At 61.3% G+C, this 17,287-nt stretch carries 16 protein-coding genes; 5 read left to right on the top strand and 11 right to left on the bottom strand.

Annotation, left to right across the window (positions count from 1 at the left end):
• Positions 1-136 precede the first annotated feature (136 nt).
• The 3 genes from GUY40_RS18440 to GUY40_RS18450 form a co-directional block, all read right to left on the bottom strand.
• Positions 137-802, bottom strand: a complete 666-nt coding sequence (locus tag GUY40_RS18440; RefSeq protein ID WP_166570340.1) for a TetR/AcrR family transcriptional regulator — start codon at positions 800-802, stop codon at positions 137-139.
• An 82-nt stretch (positions 803-884) separates the two neighbouring features.
• Positions 885-1,322: a thioesterase family protein gene (locus GUY40_RS18445; protein ID WP_166570341.1), complete on the bottom strand. Its 438-nt coding sequence runs from the start codon at positions 1,320-1,322 to the stop codon at positions 885-887.
• A complete protein-coding gene (locus GUY40_RS18450) occupies positions 1,319-2,470 on the bottom strand; it encodes an iron-containing alcohol dehydrogenase (protein WP_166570342.1) in 1,152 nt (383 codons plus the stop codon). The genes GUY40_RS18445 and GUY40_RS18450 overlap by 4 nt, the downstream gene beginning before the upstream one ends.
• Before the next feature lie 366 nt (positions 2,471-2,836).
• Between GUY40_RS18450 and GUY40_RS18455 the strand changes: the two genes are divergently transcribed.
• From GUY40_RS18455 to GUY40_RS18470, 4 genes are all read left to right on the top strand, one after another.
• Positions 2,837-4,276: a hypothetical protein gene (locus GUY40_RS18455; RefSeq protein WP_166570343.1), complete on the top strand. Its 1,440-nt coding sequence runs from the start codon at positions 2,837-2,839 to the stop codon at positions 4,274-4,276.
• Positions 4,277-4,280: 4 nt separating this feature from the next.
• Positions 4,281-5,738, top strand: a complete 1,458-nt coding sequence (locus GUY40_RS18460) for an acyl-CoA reductase (RefSeq protein ID WP_166570344.1) — start codon at positions 4,281-4,283, stop codon at positions 5,736-5,738.
• Between the two features lie 59 nt (positions 5,739-5,797).
• Entirely contained in the window at positions 5,798-6,856 is a 1,059-nt protein-coding gene (locus GUY40_RS18465) for an NAD(P)-dependent alcohol dehydrogenase (RefSeq protein ID WP_166570345.1), read from the top strand.
• A gap of 288 nt (positions 6,857-7,144) precedes the next feature.
• Positions 7,145-8,158, top strand: a complete 1,014-nt coding sequence (locus GUY40_RS18470; RefSeq protein ID WP_166570346.1) for an NAD(P)-dependent alcohol dehydrogenase — start codon at positions 7,145-7,147, stop codon at positions 8,156-8,158.
• Between the two features lie 134 nt (positions 8,159-8,292).
• On the opposite strand, the gene GUY40_RS18475 is transcribed toward GUY40_RS18470, so the two are convergent.
• Genes GUY40_RS18475 through GUY40_RS18500 form a run of 6 tightly spaced genes read right to left on the bottom strand, consistent with a single transcriptional unit; the run spans position 8,293 to position 13,290 of the window.
• On the bottom strand, positions 8,293-9,123 hold the full coding sequence (locus GUY40_RS18475; RefSeq protein WP_166570347.1) for an SDR family NAD(P)-dependent oxidoreductase: 831 nt from the start codon (positions 9,121-9,123) through the stop codon (positions 8,293-8,295).
• A 59-nt stretch (positions 9,124-9,182) separates the two neighbouring features.
• Entirely contained in the window at positions 9,183-9,962 is a 780-nt protein-coding gene (locus tag GUY40_RS18480; protein WP_166570348.1) for an SDR family NAD(P)-dependent oxidoreductase, read from the bottom strand.
• Positions 9,962-11,134 carry an acyl-CoA dehydrogenase family protein gene (locus GUY40_RS18485; RefSeq protein ID WP_166570349.1) on the bottom strand — a complete coding sequence of 391 codons (1,173 nt, stop codon included), beginning with the start codon at positions 11,132-11,134 and terminating at the stop codon, positions 9,962-9,964. Before GUY40_RS18485 ends, GUY40_RS18480 begins: the two co-directional genes overlap by 1 nt.
• A gap of 22 nt (positions 11,135-11,156) precedes the next feature.
• Positions 11,157-11,873 (bottom strand): histidine phosphatase family protein, encoded by a 717-nt coding sequence (locus GUY40_RS18490; protein ID WP_166570350.1) that lies wholly within the window; start codon positions 11,871-11,873, stop codon positions 11,157-11,159.
• Entirely contained in the window at positions 11,870-12,235 is a 366-nt protein-coding gene (locus tag GUY40_RS18495) for a DUF6285 domain-containing protein (RefSeq protein ID WP_166570351.1), read from the bottom strand. The genes GUY40_RS18490 and GUY40_RS18495 overlap by 4 nt, the downstream gene beginning before the upstream one ends.
• The gene (locus tag GUY40_RS18500; protein WP_166570352.1) at positions 12,232-13,290 is read right to left on the bottom strand and encodes a phosphotransferase family protein; all 1,059 of its coding nucleotides are present in this window, start codon (positions 13,288-13,290) and stop codon (positions 12,232-12,234) included. Before GUY40_RS18500 ends, GUY40_RS18495 begins: the two co-directional genes overlap by 4 nt.
• Positions 13,291-13,532: 242 nt before the next feature.
• On the opposite strand from GUY40_RS18500, the gene prpR reads away from it, so the two are divergent.
• Positions 13,533-15,485: a propionate catabolism operon regulatory protein PrpR gene (gene prpR, locus GUY40_RS18505; RefSeq protein ID WP_166570353.1), complete on the top strand. Its 1,953-nt coding sequence runs from the start codon at positions 13,533-13,535 to the stop codon at positions 15,483-15,485.
• A gap of 98 nt (positions 15,486-15,583) precedes the next feature.
• Here prpR and GUY40_RS18510 read toward each other — a convergent pair whose 3' ends face one another.
• Both GUY40_RS18510 and GUY40_RS18515 read right to left on the bottom strand, forming a co-directional pair.
• Positions 15,584-16,027 carry a thioesterase family protein gene (locus tag GUY40_RS18510; RefSeq protein ID WP_166570354.1) on the bottom strand — a complete coding sequence of 148 codons (444 nt, stop codon included), beginning with the start codon at positions 16,025-16,027 and terminating at the stop codon, positions 15,584-15,586.
• 59 nt (positions 16,028-16,086) lie between these two features.
• Entirely contained in the window at positions 16,087-17,274 is a 1,188-nt protein-coding gene (locus GUY40_RS18515) for an acetyl-CoA C-acyltransferase (protein WP_166570355.1), read from the bottom strand.
• Positions 17,275-17,287 lie beyond the last annotated feature (13 nt).

Here is a 17,287-nt window from a genome sequence, read left to right on the forward strand (position 1 = left end):
GCGGATTTATCCGCGAATGAATGCACCGCGGTTTTTCAGGCATTGCGCGGCGCCTTCATTCGCGGATAAATCCGCTCCCACAGGGTTTGTGTCGTTCAATGCCTTAACTGACTGGCATCGCAGGCAAGCCTTGCTCCTACGTCGGGTCAGTCAGCATCGCGTGCAGCATGCGCGCGATCAACTTGGGCGTGTCCTCGTCAGTGAGGTAGCACGGTCTTTCCAGCAGCATGGCTCGAGGCAGCGCCGACCATGTCTGGTAGACCAGAAACTCGGCCTTTTCCCGGTCCTTCACCCGGATTTCGCTGGCGAAGCGCTGCATCAAGGCCGAACTCGCCGTGGCGGTCCAGAGCTGCTTGGCCTTGACCACATCCAATCGCACCAGCTCGTCATAATGAGTGGAGCGCACGCTGAACACCGGATCGAACAGGGTTTTCTTGACGTGGGCGGCCAGAACGGCCCGCAAGGCCAGTAAAATCCCGTCCAGCAGGGTGGCCTCAGGCGGCAGCGCCATGATGTCGGCGTACAGTTCGATGCGGGCTTCAGTCCGGTAATCATCAAAGATTGCAGCGATCAGCGCCTCCATCGTCGGGAAGTACTCGTAGATCGAACTGATCGCCACGCCTGAGTCTTCGGCCAGGCGCATGGCGTTCAAGGCTTCCCGCCCCTCGCTTTCGAGAATCTGCCGACCGGTTTGCTTCACGGCCGTCACCAGCGCGATCGAGCGTGCCTGCCGCGGCTCCTTGCGGGGCTGGGCAGGTATTTCGACCTGCACGCCGGTCTTGTCAGGGGTTGGTTTGACCATAGTGTCCTCTCCAGAATGCTGCCCATTGCCAGGGCGGCAGACCCGCCAAGCAGCAAACTGGAGTATGACCGAGCCGGCTCGCTTAGTCAGCGAGTCTTGCCAGTACAGTACGCACCGATTCCGGGATGGGCACCGAGGTGTTGCTGGCCCGGTCGACATACACATAGACGATATGGGCCGCTGCGGCCGCTTCGTGCTCATCGTTGCAAAACAGTGCCAGCTCGTATCGCGCGCTGCTGTTGCCCAGGTGGGATATTTTCATCCCGACACTGATCTGGTCGGGGAAAACGATGGGCGAAAAGTAGGTGCAACTGGAATTGACGATCAACCCGATCACCGGGCTGCTGGCTATGTCCAGGGTCCCCTGTTCAACCAGGAACGCAGTGATCGCCGACTCACAGTACGAGTAATAGACCACATTGTTCACATGCCCGTAGGAGTCATGGTCACCCCAGCGCGTCGGCATTTGAGTGAAGCGGCGAAACTCATCCCGGCGTGGCCGCGCGATCTTGCCGCTCATAGGATCTCCCTATAGATCGCGCGCACGTCGGCCTCGCCGACTGGCCGAGGATTGTTGCCCAAAAGACGTGTCTGCCTCATGGCATCGACGACCAGCGGCTCGATGTCGGACTCGGCAATGCCCAGATCGCGCAAGCGGGTGGGCAGACTCAGTTCACCCGCCAAGGCGCCGAGGTAGTCGGCCAAGGCACCAGCTTTATCCTTGTCGGTACCGCTGAGGCCGGGCAGGACGATGTCTGCCAACTGCGCATACAAAGGCGCCACCGTCTCGAGGTTGAAGCGCATCACCGGTCCCAGCACCAGGGCATTGGACAGCCCATGTGGCACGTGGAAACGTGCGCCGAGGGGATAAGCCAGGGCATGCACTGCTGCCACCGGGGCGTTGGCGAACGCCATGCCTGCCAGGCAAGCACCGAGCAACATGTTCTCCCGCGCTTCCAGGTTGCTGCCATCCTGGCAGGCCTGGAACAGGCTGCCGGACAACAGACGTAGCGCTTCGCGCGCCAGGCAATCGGAAATCGGGTTCTTCAGATTTTTGCTGGTATAGGCCTCGATGGCATGGACCATGGCATCGATACCGGTCGCCGCCGTGACGTGGGACGGCAGCCCAAGGGTCAGCTCCGCGTCCAGTACGGCCAGGTCGGGCAACAGCATTGGCGAGTAAACCACGTTCTTCTCACCGGCGCCCGTGGTCACGACCGAGACCGAAGTCACCTCCGAACCGGTCCCTGCCGTGGTAGGCACCAGAATCAGCGGCAGGCGCGGGCCCTTGGTCTGGTTGATGCCATAGACTTGACTCAAGGACTCGCCACTGCGCGCCAACAGCGCGGCCAGCTTGGCGGCATCCAGCGAACTGCCGCCGCCCAATCCCAGCACGCAATCGGCGCCACAGGCTTTTGCGGCATCCACCGCAGCCAGTATCACCGACTCCGGCGGGTCGGCCTGAACCTGGGAAAATACGCTAACGGCAATCTCTTCGCCTTCGAAGCCGGCGAGCACCGCATCCAGTAGGCGAGCAGCAATAACCCCCGCATCGGTCACCAACAGAACCGATGTGCAGCCCATGGCTCGAACATTAGCGGCGAGCCGGGTCGAAGCACCGCGTTCGATGATCATTGATGGGGTGGTTTGAAATACCATTTTCAGCATAAAAGCCTCACGAATAGATGTGTTGCGCTGAGTTTTTTGGCGATTGCAAAGCACAGGTGCCAACCGCAAACCCCTCACAACAGTGGCCTGACTGGAACCGCTTCCTCCCCTCCTTATTGAGTGAGGGAAACCGATTATATTCCAGCCAACTCACTGCACCAGCCTCTAATCCGGCCTCCCACCTCGAATCCGGAACGGCGTCCGCAGGCACTCCGATTCTTCTTGTTTTTTTCTTATTTTTCAGTGACTTGAACAAGAAACACGATCACCTTAATCCGGAACAAAATCCAAGACTGCCGCCCCATACTTGACCACACCCACCTCCGGCCCTAGCCGGTTTTCACTAGTCGAGTAGCGAGCCAGAAAATGCCCACTGCACAACTGTCGATAGAACAAAAAACCCAGCAGCTGCTGAACAACCCGGCAGTATTGGTCAACTATTCCCAGCAGGCCTGGAACACTCTGCCCCGCGCCGAAATCGACGCGCTACAGATCAACGCCCTGAAGCAGCGCTTCGAAGCACTTCGCGACCGTATCCCGGTACTCAAGAAGCTCGCCGACGCCCAAGGCGTGGAACACATCGAGCAACTCGACGACGTGGTGCCGCTGCTGTTCGAACACACCGTGTACAAGTCCTACCCGCCCTCGTTGCTGGAGAAACGCAGCTTCGGCCAGATCAACAAATGGCTGGGCAAACTGGTGACGCCAGAGATCGCCGAAGCCATTGCTGCGGTCAACGTCAGCGATTGCCAGGGCCTGGACGACTGGTTCGAGACCATGGACGAGGGCGTGCCGCAACTGCGCATCAGTCACACCTCGGGCACTTCCGGCACCCTGTCGTTCCTGCCCCAAGGCGTACATGAGTGGGACAAATTCGCTCAACTGCGCAAGATGATGGTGTGGAACATGGAGGGGCCGGATACCCCAGAGCCCAACTTGCACACGATTTACCCGTACTACCGCAAGGGCTACCTGAGTCATGTGCGTGTCCACGCCGCCATGATTCCAGCGCTGTTGCCGGATGAGTCGCATTTCCATGCGGCCTACCCGACCACGCTCAGCACCGACGTGCTTCACCTGGGGGCCAAGCTGCGCGCGGCACAGTCCAAGGGCACCCTCGATCGCCTGGTGATCAGCCCGGAACTGCTGGAAAAGAAAAAGGCTTTCGACCAGTTGCAGGCCGAAATGCCGCAGCACCTGGCGACCTTCTTCGATCATATGTCCACCCAGCTCAAGGGCCAGCGCGTATACATCGGCGCGACCTGGAACCTGCTGCACAGCATGGCCAAGGCCGGCCTTGCGCGCGGTCTGGAAGGTGTCTTCCACCCTGACTCGTTCATCCACACCGCCGGCGGCGGCAAGGGTGTCGTACAACCGGAGGGCTGGCGCGAAGACGTGCTGCGCTTCACCGGCGCCAAGACCCTCAACGAATCCTACGCCATGTCGGAAATCGTCGGCGGTGCCCATGCGCGCTGCGAAGAGGGCCATTTCCACTTCGCCCCCACCGTCATCCCCTACTTGCTCGATCCAGAGACCAGCAAGCCACTGCCGCGCAAAGGCCGCGTGACCGGTCGCGCAGCGTTCTTCGACCTCGGCGCGGAATTCCGTTGGGGCGGCTTTATCACCGGCGATGAAATCACCGTCGAATGGGACAAGCCCTGCGCCTGCGGCCGGCCGAGTAGCTACGTGGTCGGGCCGATCCAGCGCTACAGCGAACTCAATGGCGGCGACGACAAGATCACCTGTGCGGCGACAGAAGAGTCCCATCGCCAAGCGATGGATTTCCTGAACACATTAGAGGGCTAACCCCATGAGCAAACCTATTGCGCCAATGATCATCCGCGGCAAAGTCATCACCGACAACCTGATCGACGTAGGCGGCCGTGGCGGCGACCTGGTCTTCCAAACCCCGGATGCGCACAAATACATCGACCAACTGCCGCTGGGTAACCCGGCGAAGCTGGCCGACCTCTACACGCTCACCTTCAAAGACATCCTCGACTACGCCGAAGCCCTCGGTGAACGCCTGGAATTCGACAAAAACCCCTACTTGCAGGAAGCCTGCGAGCTGTCCTACCTGACTGCGCCGGTCACCCCGAGCATGGTCAAGGGCAGCTACATGGGACTGCGCCACATGCTCACTCGTGAATCCGTCACCGAACAGGTGGAGAACTCAGTGGGCGTCAAATACCTGGAAGGCTGGGTCAAGCAGCGCTTGATCGACGGCACCGAACTGGATGTGCGCTGCTTCGGCGCCCGCACACTGCATATCGTCGCTGGTAACGCGACCGGGCTTTCCCTGCTGACCATCCTGCGCAACATGGTGCTGCGCAGTGATGCGATCATCAAGGCGCCGTCCAACGACCCGTTCACGGCCCTGGCCATCGCCCGCACCATGGTCGAGATGGCGCCGGACCATCCTCTGACCAAACACCTCAGCGTCGCCTACTGGAAAGGCGGCGACCAGGCCTTCGAAGAACGCCTGTACCAGCCGCAGAATCTGGAGAAGATCGTGGCCTGGGGCGGCTTCAACTCGATGAAGCATGTCACCCGCTACATCCAGCCGGGTCTGGAGCTGATCTCCCTCGACCCGAAACGCAGCGCCAGCATCATCGGCAAGGGCACCTTCGACAGTGAAGAGACCATGCGCGAGGCCGCCCTGCGCTTGGCCAGCGACATCGGCGCACTGAACCAGAAGGCCTGCGTGTGCGCCCGTGTGGTCTACGTACAGAGCGGCACCGACGAGGCGGGCCTGGCGAATCTGAACACCTTCGGCGGTTATGTCTACGACGCCATGCAGACCCTGCCCAACACCCTCAGCACCGTGCCCAAACGCTACGACCAGGGCCTCAAGGCCGAAGTCGACGCGCTGCGCCTGGATGATGAATGGTACAAGGTGATGGGTGGCAAGGACGGCGAAGGCGCAGTCATCTGCTCGCAGATTCCGGAGTCGGTGTCCTTTGCCACCAGGCTCGACGACCGTACCGCCAACCTGGTGCCGGTCGATGACCTGCACGAGATGATGGATGCAGTCGATGCCTACACCCAGACCGTCGGCGTCTATCCGGAAAGCATCAAGGAAGATCTCAAGGACATCCTGCCCCTGTATGGCGCTCAGCGCATCGTCTCGCTGGGCTACGCGGCGGGGCTGAAATGGGCAGGCCCACAGGATTCCATCGAGCCGCTGCGGCGCATGGGCAAATGGATCGTCAACCAGATCGCCTCGCCGGAAATGACCCCGGCGCCTTGGTTACGCCCGTCGATCTAACCCCTCTGTACCCCCCGGTTATTGCCGGGGGTACGCGTTGATTTTTACAGGACTTGCCCATGACCACTTGCCTGGGATTTGCCGCACACGAGGCCCACTCCGCCCTCACGCCCTTTCGTTTCGAGCGCCGGGCTCTGCGCGCCGATGACGTCGCCATCGATATCGCCTATTGCGGCGTCTGCCATTCCGATGCCCATCAGGTGCACAACGACTGGAACAACACTGTCTATCCCATCGTGCCAGGCCACGAGATCGTCGGCCATGTCACTGCCGTCGGCAGCAACGTCAGCCGCTTCAAGGTCGGCGACCGGGTCGCCGTCGGTTGCCAGGTCGATAGCTGCCTGCACTGCGCGCCCTGCGAGGAGCATCAGGAACAACTGTGCAGCCATGGTCCGACGCCCACCTACAACGGCAAGGATCGCCTTACCGGCGAGATCACCTATGGTGGTTATTCCGAGCATATTGTAGTTCGTGAGCAGTTCGTTCTACGCATGCCCGAAAACCTCGATCCGCGCTACGCAGCCCCTTTGCTGTGCGCCGGCATCACCGTGTGGAACCCGATGCGCCGCTACGGCGTAGGCAAGGGTTCGAAAGTCGCGGTGGTCGGCCTCGGCGGGCTCGGGCATATGGCCGTGAAGCTGGCCGCTGCCCTTGGCGCCGAAGTCACAGTGATTACGACCTCACCAGGCAAAGCCGACGACGCCCGCACCCTCGGCGCCCATCACGTGCTGCTGTCCAACGATGCAGCGGCGATGTCGGCTGCAGCCAATGCGTTCGAATTTATTATCGACACCATTCCCCGCCGGCACGACGTCAACCCCTACTTGATGCTGCTGGGTCGCGAGGGCGTACTGGTGCTGGTCGGTGCCATCGAACCGCTGGAGCCCATTCATGGTGGCTTGCTGATCCGCAATAACCGCACCTTGGCCGGTTCGCTCATCGGTGGCATCCAGGCGATCCAGGAACTGTTGGTTTTCTGCGCCGAACACCTGGTACTGCCCAGCTGCGAAATGATTGATATCAAGGACATCAACACCGCCTTTGACCGCCTGCAAAACAACGACGTGAAGTACCGCTTCGTGATCGACATGACCAGCATGCGTGACGTGACGCTGTAATGAAGCCCCACGCTGCGGTGCCCCGTCACCGCAGCGCCCTCTTATTGATTGAATTTCTGGAGCAGAGCTTGCTCGCGATGGCGATTTCAAGGCCGCCATCGCAGGCAGGCCGCAATGCCGGTCAGCTAAGGCATAAACCCTGTGGGAGCGGATTTATCCGCGAATGAACGATGACGCGCAATGCCTAAAAACCGCGGTGTTTTCATTCGCGGATAAATCCGCTCCCACAGGGATCTCGCCTTGACTGACTGGCATTGCGGCAAGCCGTGCTCCTACAAAGGACACCCCATGAAAGCCATTCAACTCCAGCATCCCGCTGGCCTGGAGCACCTGCGCCTTATCGATATGGCCGCCCCCGGCGCGCCCAAAGCGGGCGAGGTCCAGGTGCGCATCCATGCCAGCTCGCTCAACTACCACGACCTTGGCGTAGTCACCGGTCACGCCCGTGCCGAGGATGGTCGCATCCCCATGACCGACGGCGCCGGAGTCGTCACCGCCGTGGGCGAAGGCGTGACGGAGTTCGCCGTGGGTGATTTCGTTGTGTCGTGCTTCTTCCCCCACTGGCAATCGGGTCGGGTCGGGCCCAGCACCTTCCAGACCGTCCCTGGCGACGGCGTGGATGGCTTTGCCCGTGAATGGGTCAACATGCCCGCCCAGGGGTTCACCCTGGCGCCCAAGGGCTACACCTTTGAAGAGGCCGCCACGCTGACCACGGCCGGCCTTACCGCCTGGCGTGCGCTGGTGGTAGATGCTCGCATCCAGGCGGGCGACAGCGTGCTGGTGCTGGGTACCGGCGGCGTCTCCATCTTCGCGCTGCAAATGGCCAAGTCCATGGGCGCGCGGGTCATTGCCACGACCTCGTCCGATGCCAAGAAAGAGCGTCTGCTGGCACTGGGGGCCGATCAGGTCATCAACTACAAAGACCAGCCCGAATCCGAATGGGGCGACGTGGTACTGGCCGCCACTGGCGGGCGCGGTGTAGACATCGTGGTCGAAGTGGGTGGCCCGGGCACGCTGCCCCAGTCCATCCGCGCCTGCACTCCCGGCGGCCACATTGCGCTGATCGGCGTACTCACGGGCGTTTCCGGCAGCCTGCCCACCGTGGAAATGATGCGCAAGCAGCAAACCCTGCGTGGCCTGATCGTCGGTAGCCGCGAGCAGCAGCAAGACATGGTGCGTGCCCTGGAAAACTTCAGCTGGCGCCCGGTCATCGACAGCCGCTATCCGCTGGAGCAGATTGCCGAGGCCTTTGCCTACCAGAAATCCGCCAAGCACTTTGGCAAGATATGCCTGCACTATTGAGCTGAAGCCCCAAGACGAAATACAAAGCGCCCGATGCGGTGCATCAGGCGCTTTGAATCGTCAATCCTGCTTTGAAACGTGTAAACCTATTTCAGGACTAGACAGTTTTTCTTCAGCACACAAGACGCAATGCTTCAGCGTGAGATATGGGTCGGACTGCGTTCATCGAGGATGTCCCCCATACGCATCTCAATCAGATTCTTGATCTTTTGATGCGGCAGAATGTAGAAGCGGTTTTCCCTCACTGCGTCGAGCGTGATGCGCGCGATGTCGGCCGCACTGAGCTTCCCGGCCTGCGTTGCCTTGCGCGTCTGTTCTTCGTATTTTCCCTTCAGCGGATTGGCATCAGCCAATTCGGCCGGGCGGTTTCGCCCGGCATCGGCGATGCCCGTCGGTACAAAGGCCGGGCACAGTACCGACACGCCGATCGACGCGTTTTCCTCCTGCAATTCAAGCTGCAGGCATTCAGAGATCGTCACCACCGCATGCTTGGTCGCACAGTAGATCCCGTTGCCTGGCACCGACAGCAGGCCGGCGACCGACGCGGTATTGACAATGTGGCATTCATCCTTTTGCGCCAGCATACGCGGCACAAAACTGCGGATGCCATGCGCGACGCCCATCACGTTGATGCCGACCATCCACTCCCAATCCTGCACAGTCGTGGTCCACAGCGGGCCGCCTACGAGTACGCCGGCATTGTTGAACAGCAGGTGCGCGGCGCCGAAGCGCGCGTAGGTCGCAACCGCCAGCTGCTCGATCTGTTCGGCCTGGGCGACATCACATTTCATCGTTAGCACTTGCGTGCCAGACGGCAGCCGTTCAACCGTGACCTGCAGGTTCTTCTCATCGATGTCGGTCAACGCAAGGCACATGCCTTCGTTGGCGCAGGCTATCGCCAGTTCGCGGCCGAAGCCGCTGGCAGCACCGGTAATAACGGCGACTTTGTTACGCAGTGGGTTCATGTTTGTTTTCCAGTCCTATCCGATCAGATAAAGGCTCGCGGTACTTGTTAAAAATCAAGCTATAAAGTGCTGCACAAGTGCCCTGCATCCACAACGATCTCACTGCCCGTCATGGCGCGACTGGCGTCGCAGGCGAGCAGAAGCAAGGCACCGTCCAGATCGGCCGGTGTGCAGAATCGTCGGGTAGGAATACGGGCGCGCAACTTGTCGCCCGCCTCACTGGCCAGGAAATCGCGATTGAGCTCAGTCATCACATAGCCGGGTGCGATGGCATTGACCCTGATCTGGTGACGCGCCAGTTCCAGGGCCAGGGAGCGGGTCAACTGGCTCAGGCCGGCCTTCGCCGCGACATAGGGGGTCACGGCGCCTGCAACGCGGCTGGCCAGAATGGACGTCACATTGATCAAGCTACCGCCGCGCTGCGCCTCGACCATGCGCCGCGCCACTTCTTGCGCGACGATCCAGGCGCCCTTGAGATTGGTGTCGAGGATACGATCCCAATCATCATCGGCGTATTCCAGCACGTTACGACTGTCGCTGATGCCCGCGTTGTTGACCAGAATGTCCAGTGGGCCAAGCGCCTGAGCAATCCGCGCAAGGCATGCGTTGACCGATGCCCGGTCGGTCACGTCCAGGGCGAAGGCACGGGCGCGCCCGCCCTCGCCTTCGATCTCTTCGACCAAGGTCTGCAACTGCTCGACACGTCGCGCCGCAACCGCCACCTCGGCGCCCGCCGCTGCCAGGGTTCGGGCGAAATGGCGGCCGAGCCCGCTGGAGGCGCCAGTGACCAGGGCACGGCGGCCAGAAAGATCAAAAAGCTCAATGATCGCAGGCTTCATCAGGAAAAATCCTTGTGTCCGTCGAGGATCTTTTTCGCCAGGCTCATGCGATGCACCTCGCTTGGGCCGTCGTAGATGCGGAAGGGACGGATGTCGCGGAAAATGCGCTCGACCACCGTTTCCCCCGTCACACCGCGTCCGCCCAGGATCTGTACGCAGCGATCGACCACATGCCACAAGGCTTCGGCACTCAGCACCTTGGTCATACTCGACTCGACATTTCCCCGCCCGCCTTCGTCCAGTACCCAGGCGCAATGCCAGATGGCCAAGCGGGTGCTGTGCAGCGCCATCTGGTTGTCTGCCAGCATGAAGCCGATGCCCTGGTGCTCTCCCAGTGGCTTGCCGAACGAATCCCGGGTTCGCGCGTAGTCGCAGGCGATATCGTGGGCACGGCGGGCAGCGCCCAGCCAACGCATGCAGTGGGTCAGGCGCGCGGGGGCCAGGCGCACTTGCGCGTAGCGGAAGCCCTTGCCGATCTCGCCCAGCACATCGGTGGCCGGAACCCGCAGGTTTTTGAAACGCAAGACTGAATGGCCTCCTGTAAAGCAGCTATCCAGGGTGTTGAGTTGCCGCTCGTGGATAATCCCGGGCGTGTTCATGTCCGCCAGGAACATGGTCGCGGAGCCGTCCTCCATGCGCGCCATGATGATCGCGAACCCGGCACCGTCGGCCCCGGTAATCAGCCATTTACGGCCGTTGATGACATAATGGTCGCCGTCACGCACGGCGACGGTCTTCATCATCGACGGATCGGAGCCTGCGCCAGGCGCAGGTTCGGTCATGGCAAAGCAGGAGCGGATCTGGCCATTGACCAAGGGCCGCAGCCAGCGATCTTTCTGGGCCTCAGTGGCCACCTCGTCCATCAGGTGAATGTTGCCTTCGTCCGGCGCATGGATGTTCAGCGCTATAGGGCCCAGGGGTGAATAGCCGGCCTCCTCGAAGACGATGGCTTTGGCGAAGTGGCTCAGGCCCGCGCCACCCATTTCGCGACTGGCATGCGGGCACAACAGACCGGCCCGACGGGCCTTGTCCAGCAGCTCCTGACGCAAGTCTTCGCTGGGGCCGTGGGAGGTGAGCCGCCCATCGGTTTCCATGGGTATGACCTGGTCGGCGATAAACGCGCGAGTCTTGTCGCGCAGGTCCAGCAATTCTTGGGGGATCGTGAAGTTCATGGCGGCCCTTGGTTCTGTTCGACTAGGTTGTTTGCTGGGAAAGCTGTGCGTGTATGCGTTCCATCACAGTGTGTCGCTGGCAGGTCTTGGGAAGGTCGTAAGGCGTCAGGTTCACGACACGAACGAAGCAACGCTGGATGCGACCTGCCTGCATGTCGATATCGATAATGTTCAGGCAGGCGTTGTCCTGCTCCAGGCCAGCGGCACAACCGCGCGCGCCGCCCAGCGCCCAGCCCAGCAACAGACGATTGACCGCGTCATGACTGACCAGCAGCAAGCTCTGCCAGCTCGGCTCGGCAAGAAGTTCCTCGAAGCGAGCCATGATCCGGCTGTCGAAATCACTCCAGCGCTCCCCGCCCATAAAACTGCCGTCGTGATCGGCGAAGCTGTCATAGGCGTAGCAGACCCGCTGTTCCAATTCGGCAGGCGGGATCTCGCGCAGGCGACCGGCACGGACTTCGCGTAGCTGCGCACAGGCCTGGAGCTCAACGCTGTGATCACCCAGCAACAACTCAGCGGTCTGCCGGGCGCGCGGGTAATCGGAGCACAGCGCACGGTCGAAACTGACTGACGCCAGTACCTCGGCCAGCTGGCGAACCTGATCTTCGCCCTGGACGGAAAGCGGCACATTGCGCGGATCCAGCGGCTGGCCGTCGGGCGAGAAATAATCGACGTGGCCATGTCGCACCAGGTAGCAACGGCGGCGATAGACGGGTTGCTGGGCCGGTTGCGTGCTCATTGGGCCAACACCTTCGGGTTGCTGATAGACAGCCGCGCCTGGGTGATCGCCGAGAGCGCCGAGAACAGACGCTCCTGGTCGCTCCCGGCAACATCGAAACGCCCCTGGCGAATGGCGCAGCACAGTGCCTGACGGGCATCAGGCAGTGGCGACTTTGCATCTCCCAGCAACGACTCAAGCAACTGAGCCTCGACTGCATCCGCACGCTCGCCGTCACGGCACTCGCGCCCGGCAATGGCCATGGCATTGGCGACCATCAGCGCCTGGTAGCGCAGCCTGCCCGGTAGCTGCGCCAGCAATTCGTCGAGCAGGGTCTGACGGGCGATCTCCAGCAGTTCACTCGCATCGGGACGGATGTTCATCGGCGCAGCCCTCCAGTCAAACGCAATATGTCCAGCTCCAATTCGGGGATCAGTCTTCCCGTCAGGGCCAGTTCCAGCGAAGGTTCCTCACCGGACAAGTGCCGCTGGGCTTGCTGCAGGGCGATGACCGCCCAACGCAAAGTGGCCATGACCTGCCAGAAGACCAGCTCATCGCGCTCGATACTTAAAGGGGAAACTTCTGTGTAGCCGCCCATGAAGTGTTCGAAAGTACCGACGCCGCCGGCCTCCAGGTCAGGGCGGGCGAAACGCCAGCAACGGGCGGTGAACCAGCCGATGTCTTCACGCGGATCACCCCAGCCGGTGAACTCCCAGTCCAGTACCGCCTGCAGCTGGCTGAACTCGGCCAGGTAGTTACCGGTGCGGAAATCACCATGGAGCAAACACCGGGTGGCACTTTCCGGCGCGTTTGATTCACACCAGCGCAGCCCCCACTCCAGCACTGGCTGAGCCACCCCAAGGCGGTCGATCACAGTGCGGTGGGCGTCAATCGACGCTTGCACCGATGCCTGCTGCGGGTCGCCAAGGAAATCCAGCCGAGCCTGGGCAGGCAAGATGCGATGGATTCGCGCCAGGTTGGCGCCCAGATCGGCCACCAACTGCGGATCGCCTTCAGCCCCCAGTTGGCTGGTGAGCCTGTGGCCGGCCGTGATGCCGCAAACCCACTCCATGATGAAAAACGCTCGCCCGTGAACCGAGGCGTCTTCGCACAGCCAGAGTGGCCGCGGCACCTTGACCCCGGCACGATGGACCGTGCCCAGTACCGCGAATTCCTGGGCCCGGCTCAGGCTCCCCTGCACCGCCGATTGAGCGTCGCTGCGCAGGACCCAGCGCTGATGGCCCGCATGCGGGCCGTCTTCCACGCGCACATCCAACAACCAGTTCTCCTGGATGGCACCGCCGGATAGACGCTGCTGATGTTCGATAGTGACTCGTTGCGCGCCAGCCTGGGCGCAGAGGAAGGCTTCCAGCCTGGAGTTTTTCAGCTGTTCTTCGGGCTGCGGCACTGTCACCGCTGCTACGTTCGGACCACTCATGAGTCACTGCACCTGACTTGTTGGATTTATCGTAGGAATCAAAGATGGCAGCTACGTTGAGCAATTGCCGAGCCAGTTTTTTATTGCGTGGCGATAAAGTGCTCGACACCCGGCAGCACGGGCTCTCCAGCCATTCAGCCCAGTGCTGGCAGCTCATCGTGTGAACCATTAGCGTTGCAATCTGGAAACAACTCCATTCATATATGAGACCCACTTGAAACGCCAAAAAGAGCTTGCTTGCCATGCAGCCCCGCCAACCCCAGATCATCGTTCTCATCAGCCACCTGGAGCGCCCACTGCAACCAAGCCGTCTGGCTCGGGTGGTGAACAGTGTGATGCCCGAGTACTCGGCCGAAACCAACATCCGAGTGCTGGACACCACCGTCGAGGAGGCATTGCAACTGGCCCGCGAGCTGGAGAAAAACAACGAGGTTGACGTCTTCGTCTGCGCAGGCGCTACCGCTGCCTACCTGCGTAGACACCTGACTCGCCCCGTGCTGTCGATGCGGGTGGGGGGCGCCGATCTTCTTCGAGCCCTGGAACAAGCGCGACTGCGCTCACCGCAAATCGCCGTCCTCAGCTATGCGCGGATCAACGCCGACCTCGACTCGATGGCGGCGCTGTTCACGGTGCAGATCCACCAAGCGTGTTACATCACGCTCGAAGAAGCTCGGCAGGCGGTGGAGCGCGCTCGCAACCTTGGTTGCCAGACAGTGATCGGCTCATCCACTGTGGTTGAACTGGCGGAACGGGCTGGCTTGCACGGGGTGCTTTCATTGAGTCAGGACACCGTGCGCAAAGCGCTGGAAGAGGCACTGGGGATCCTTCACAGCCAGCGCATCGAGATTGCCAAACGCCGGCATCTGAACGGTGTTTTGCAGCACATTCCGACAGGCGTTGCAGCCGTGGACAACCTGGGAATCGTGCAATCGCTGAACCCTGCGCTGGAACAGCTATTGGGCATGCCGGCAAGCCGAATGTTGGGCCGCCCCCTGCAGGAGCTCTGCCCAGAACTGGCGTTGGACGAAGTGCTGCGCAGCGGCGCCTGCGAAGAGAACAAAGTCATCCGCCTGGGCCAGAACATGGTAGTCAGCAATATCCTCCCAATCCTGGAAGACGGCCAACGCACCGGACTGGTACTGACTTGCCAGGATACATCCGCGGTACAACGCGCCGACCAGCGTATTCGTTCGATATACCGTCCTGGCGGATTCTCGGCCAAATACCGCCTTGAGCAAATCAGTGGCAATAGCCAGGCCACCCGACAGTTGCTGAAACTGGCTGAACGCTACGCGGCAACCTCCTCTACCGTGCTGATCACTGGCGAAAGTGGCACCGGCAAGGAGTTGCTGGCGCAAGGCATCCACAATGTCAGCAGCCGCCAGCACGGCCCATTCGTCGCGATCAATTGCGCGGCCTTTCCCGAATCTCTGCTGGAAAGCGAACTGTTCGGTTACCAGGAAGGCGCCTTCAGCGGCTCGCGCAAAGGCGGTAAACCCGGCTTACTCGAGGCCGCCCACCGCGGCACTCTCTTCCTCGACGAAATCGGCGACATGCCGGTTTCGCTGCAGACCCGCCTGTTACGCGTTTTGCAAGAGCGCGAAGTACTGCGCCTCGGCGCAACAGAGCCGATCAGCATCGACATCCGTATCATCGCCGCCACCCATCAGGATCTCTCTGAAGCCATCGAAGCCGGGGGATTTCGCAGCGACCTCTACTATCGCCTGAACATCCTGCGCCTGCAGACGGTGCCTTTACGTGAACGCAGTGAAGACATCGCACAAATTGCCCGCGCCATTTTGCATCGCTTGAATGGAGACAATCGTCCGCTGCAATTACAAGAACGACTGCTGGACGCACTGCTGCCCAACCTCATGACGTATCACTGGCCCGGCAATATCCGCGAACTGGAAAACATCATCGAACGCGCCGCGCTCTCGGCACAAGATCTGTTGCAAGACACAGCGATCGATGACCTGAGCCTCGCCTTGGTGATCCCTGAACTGCTGAAAAGCCAGACCTTGCCCGAAGCTTCAGACCAGGCAGCACCGGCAGTCACTGACTTGAAAAGCGTCGCCAAGGAAAAAGAAAAGCAATACGTACGCCAAATGCTCAAAGCCTGTGACGGCAATTTAGCGCAAACGGCGATCCGACTGGGCATCAGTCGATCCACGCTTTGGAGGCGACTCCAATAGAAACCACATCGCGCCCCCTGTACAGCCGTCATGAACGGTTGTACAGGGGCATACACTGATCCCCTGTTGCACCTGACCCCCCGCTGCGGGGCCTCTGATCAGTCGACGTTGACCAGCAGCGGTACAAGCGCGGCACGCAGCGCATCGCCGATCGCTACCGGGCGACGGGATTCGTGGCCCACGTAGACATGCACGAAGTGCCCCTGCGCCGCCGCCTGGGCCTCACCTTCGCGGAACAGGCCAACCTCATAACGCACACTGGAGCTACCAAGCCGGGTCACCCGCACCCCGGCTTCGATGGCGTCTGGAAAGGCGATAGGTGCGAAATAGTTGCACTGGGTTTCGACCACCAGGCCAATAGTCTCACCGCGCTCGAAATCGAGTACCCCCAGGCTCAGCAAGTAACCGTTCACCACGGTATCGAAGTAGCTGTAGTAGTTGACGTTGTTGACGTGGCCATAGACGTCGTTATCCATCCAGCGAGTCTGGATCGGCCGAAAGTGTGGGTAGGCATCGCGTGAATTGGCGCCGGATCTGGACATGGAGGGATGCACCTGTTGAGGTCAGTAAAAGAAAGGCAGGTCAGCATTGGCCCAGGTGCTCACTGGAACACCTCGAAGAGTCCGGCCGCGCCCATGCCGCCGCCCACGCACATGGTCACCACCACGTACTTCACGCCGCGCCGCCGGCCTTCCAGCAGGGCATGCCCGACCATCCGCGCGCCACTCATGCCGTAAGGGTGGCCGATGGCGATGGCACCGCCATTGACGTTCAGGCGGGCGTCGTCGATGCCCAAGGTGTCACGGCAGTAGAGCACCTGGCAGGCGAACGCCTCGTTGAGCTCCCACAGGCCGATGTCGTCGACCTTCAGGCCGTGTTGTTTGAGCAGCCTGGGGACTGCCAGCACCGGGCCGATACCCATTTCTTCCGGGGCCAGGCCGGCCACGGCGATACCGCGATACAGGCCCAACGGCTTAAGGTTGCGCTGCTCGGCGAGGCGCGCATCCATCAGTACGCAGGCGCTGGCGCCGTCGGACAGTTGGCTGGCGTTGCCGGCGGTGATGCAGCCACCTTCGATCACCGGCTTGAGGTTGCTCAGGTCTTCCAGGCGGGTCTGCGGACGGTTGCCTTCATCGACTTTGAGCGTGACCTTTTCCAGACGCGACTCGCCAGTGGCTTTGTCGATCACCTGCCGGATGGTGGTGACCGGTACGATTTCGCTATCGAACAACCCGGCCTGCTGTGCCGCTGCGGTGCGTAGCTGCGATTGCAGGGCGTAGGCGTCCTGCGCCTCGCGACTGATACCGTAACGCTTGGCCACCCATTCGGCCGTTTTCAGCATGGGCATGTAGGCGTGGATGGCGTTGCGCTCCACCTGCGGATCGCGCTCGGCGAATGCCCATTCCATGTTGCGATGCTGCACCGCGCTGATGTTTTCCTGGCCGGCACCGATGGCGGCCGGCATGCCGTCGACCATGATCTGCTTGGCGGCGGTGGCGATGGCCATCAGGCCCGAGGCGCACTGGCGATCCAGGGTCTGCCCGCTAACCGATAACGGCAGGCCCGAGGCCAGGGCGGCCATGCGCGCCAGGTTCAAACCGGCGGTGCCGCTGGTCAGTGCGGTGCCCATCACCAGGTCTTCGATTTCCCCGGCCTCGATGCCGGCGCGTTCGACCGCCGCACGCACGGCATGATTGGCCATGGTGGGCGACTTGATGGTGTTGAACGCGCCACGGAACGCCTTGGCGATAGGGGTGCGGGCTGTGGAGAGAATGACGGCTTCTTTCATGGATTAAGTCCTT

The sequence above is a fragment of the Pseudomonas sp. R5(2019) genome, from assembly GCF_009905435.1.
Taxonomy (GTDB): Bacteria; Pseudomonadota; Gammaproteobacteria; order Pseudomonadales; family Pseudomonadaceae; genus Aquipseudomonas.

Excerpts from the sequence above, each read along its gene's own strand:
- GUY40_RS18440 (WP_166570340.1), bottom strand. The coding sequence starts at position 802 with ATGGTCAAACCAACCCCTGACAAGACCGGCGTGCAGGTCGAAATACCT.
- GUY40_RS18445 (WP_166570341.1), bottom strand. The coding sequence starts at position 1,322 with ATGAGCGGCAAGATCGCGCGGCCACGCCGGGATGAGTTTCGCCGCTTC.
- GUY40_RS18450 (WP_166570342.1), bottom strand. The coding sequence starts at position 2,470 with ATGCTGAAAATGGTATTTCAAACCACCCCATCAATGATCATCGAACGC.
- GUY40_RS18455 (WP_166570343.1), top strand. The coding sequence starts at position 2,837 with ATGCCCACTGCACAACTGTCGATAGAACAAAAAACCCAGCAGCTGCTG.
- GUY40_RS18460 (WP_166570344.1), top strand. The coding sequence starts at position 4,281 with ATGAGCAAACCTATTGCGCCAATGATCATCCGCGGCAAAGTCATCACC.
- GUY40_RS18465 (WP_166570345.1), top strand. The coding sequence starts at position 5,798 with ATGACCACTTGCCTGGGATTTGCCGCACACGAGGCCCACTCCGCCCTC.
- GUY40_RS18470 (WP_166570346.1), top strand. The coding sequence starts at position 7,145 with ATGAAAGCCATTCAACTCCAGCATCCCGCTGGCCTGGAGCACCTGCGC.
- GUY40_RS18475 (WP_166570347.1), bottom strand. The coding sequence starts at position 9,123 with ATGAACCCACTGCGTAACAAAGTCGCCGTTATTACCGGTGCTGCCAGC.
- GUY40_RS18480 (WP_166570348.1), bottom strand. The coding sequence starts at position 9,962 with ATGAAGCCTGCGATCATTGAGCTTTTTGATCTTTCTGGCCGCCGTGCC.
- GUY40_RS18485 (WP_166570349.1), bottom strand. The coding sequence starts at position 11,134 with ATGAACTTCACGATCCCCCAAGAATTGCTGGACCTGCGCGACAAGACT.
- GUY40_RS18490 (WP_166570350.1), bottom strand. The coding sequence starts at position 11,873 with ATGAGCACGCAACCGGCCCAGCAACCCGTCTATCGCCGCCGTTGCTAC.
- GUY40_RS18495 (WP_166570351.1), bottom strand. The coding sequence starts at position 12,235 with ATGAACATCCGTCCCGATGCGAGTGAACTGCTGGAGATCGCCCGTCAG.
- GUY40_RS18500 (WP_166570352.1), bottom strand. The coding sequence starts at position 13,290 with ATGAGTGGTCCGAACGTAGCAGCGGTGACAGTGCCGCAGCCCGAAGAA.
- prpR (WP_166570353.1), top strand. The coding sequence starts at position 13,533 with ATGCAGCCCCGCCAACCCCAGATCATCGTTCTCATCAGCCACCTGGAG.
- GUY40_RS18510 (WP_166570354.1), bottom strand. The coding sequence starts at position 16,027 with ATGTCCAGATCCGGCGCCAATTCACGCGATGCCTACCCACACTTTCGG.
- GUY40_RS18515 (WP_166570355.1), bottom strand. The coding sequence starts at position 17,274 with ATGAAAGAAGCCGTCATTCTCTCCACAGCCCGCACCCCTATCGCCAAG.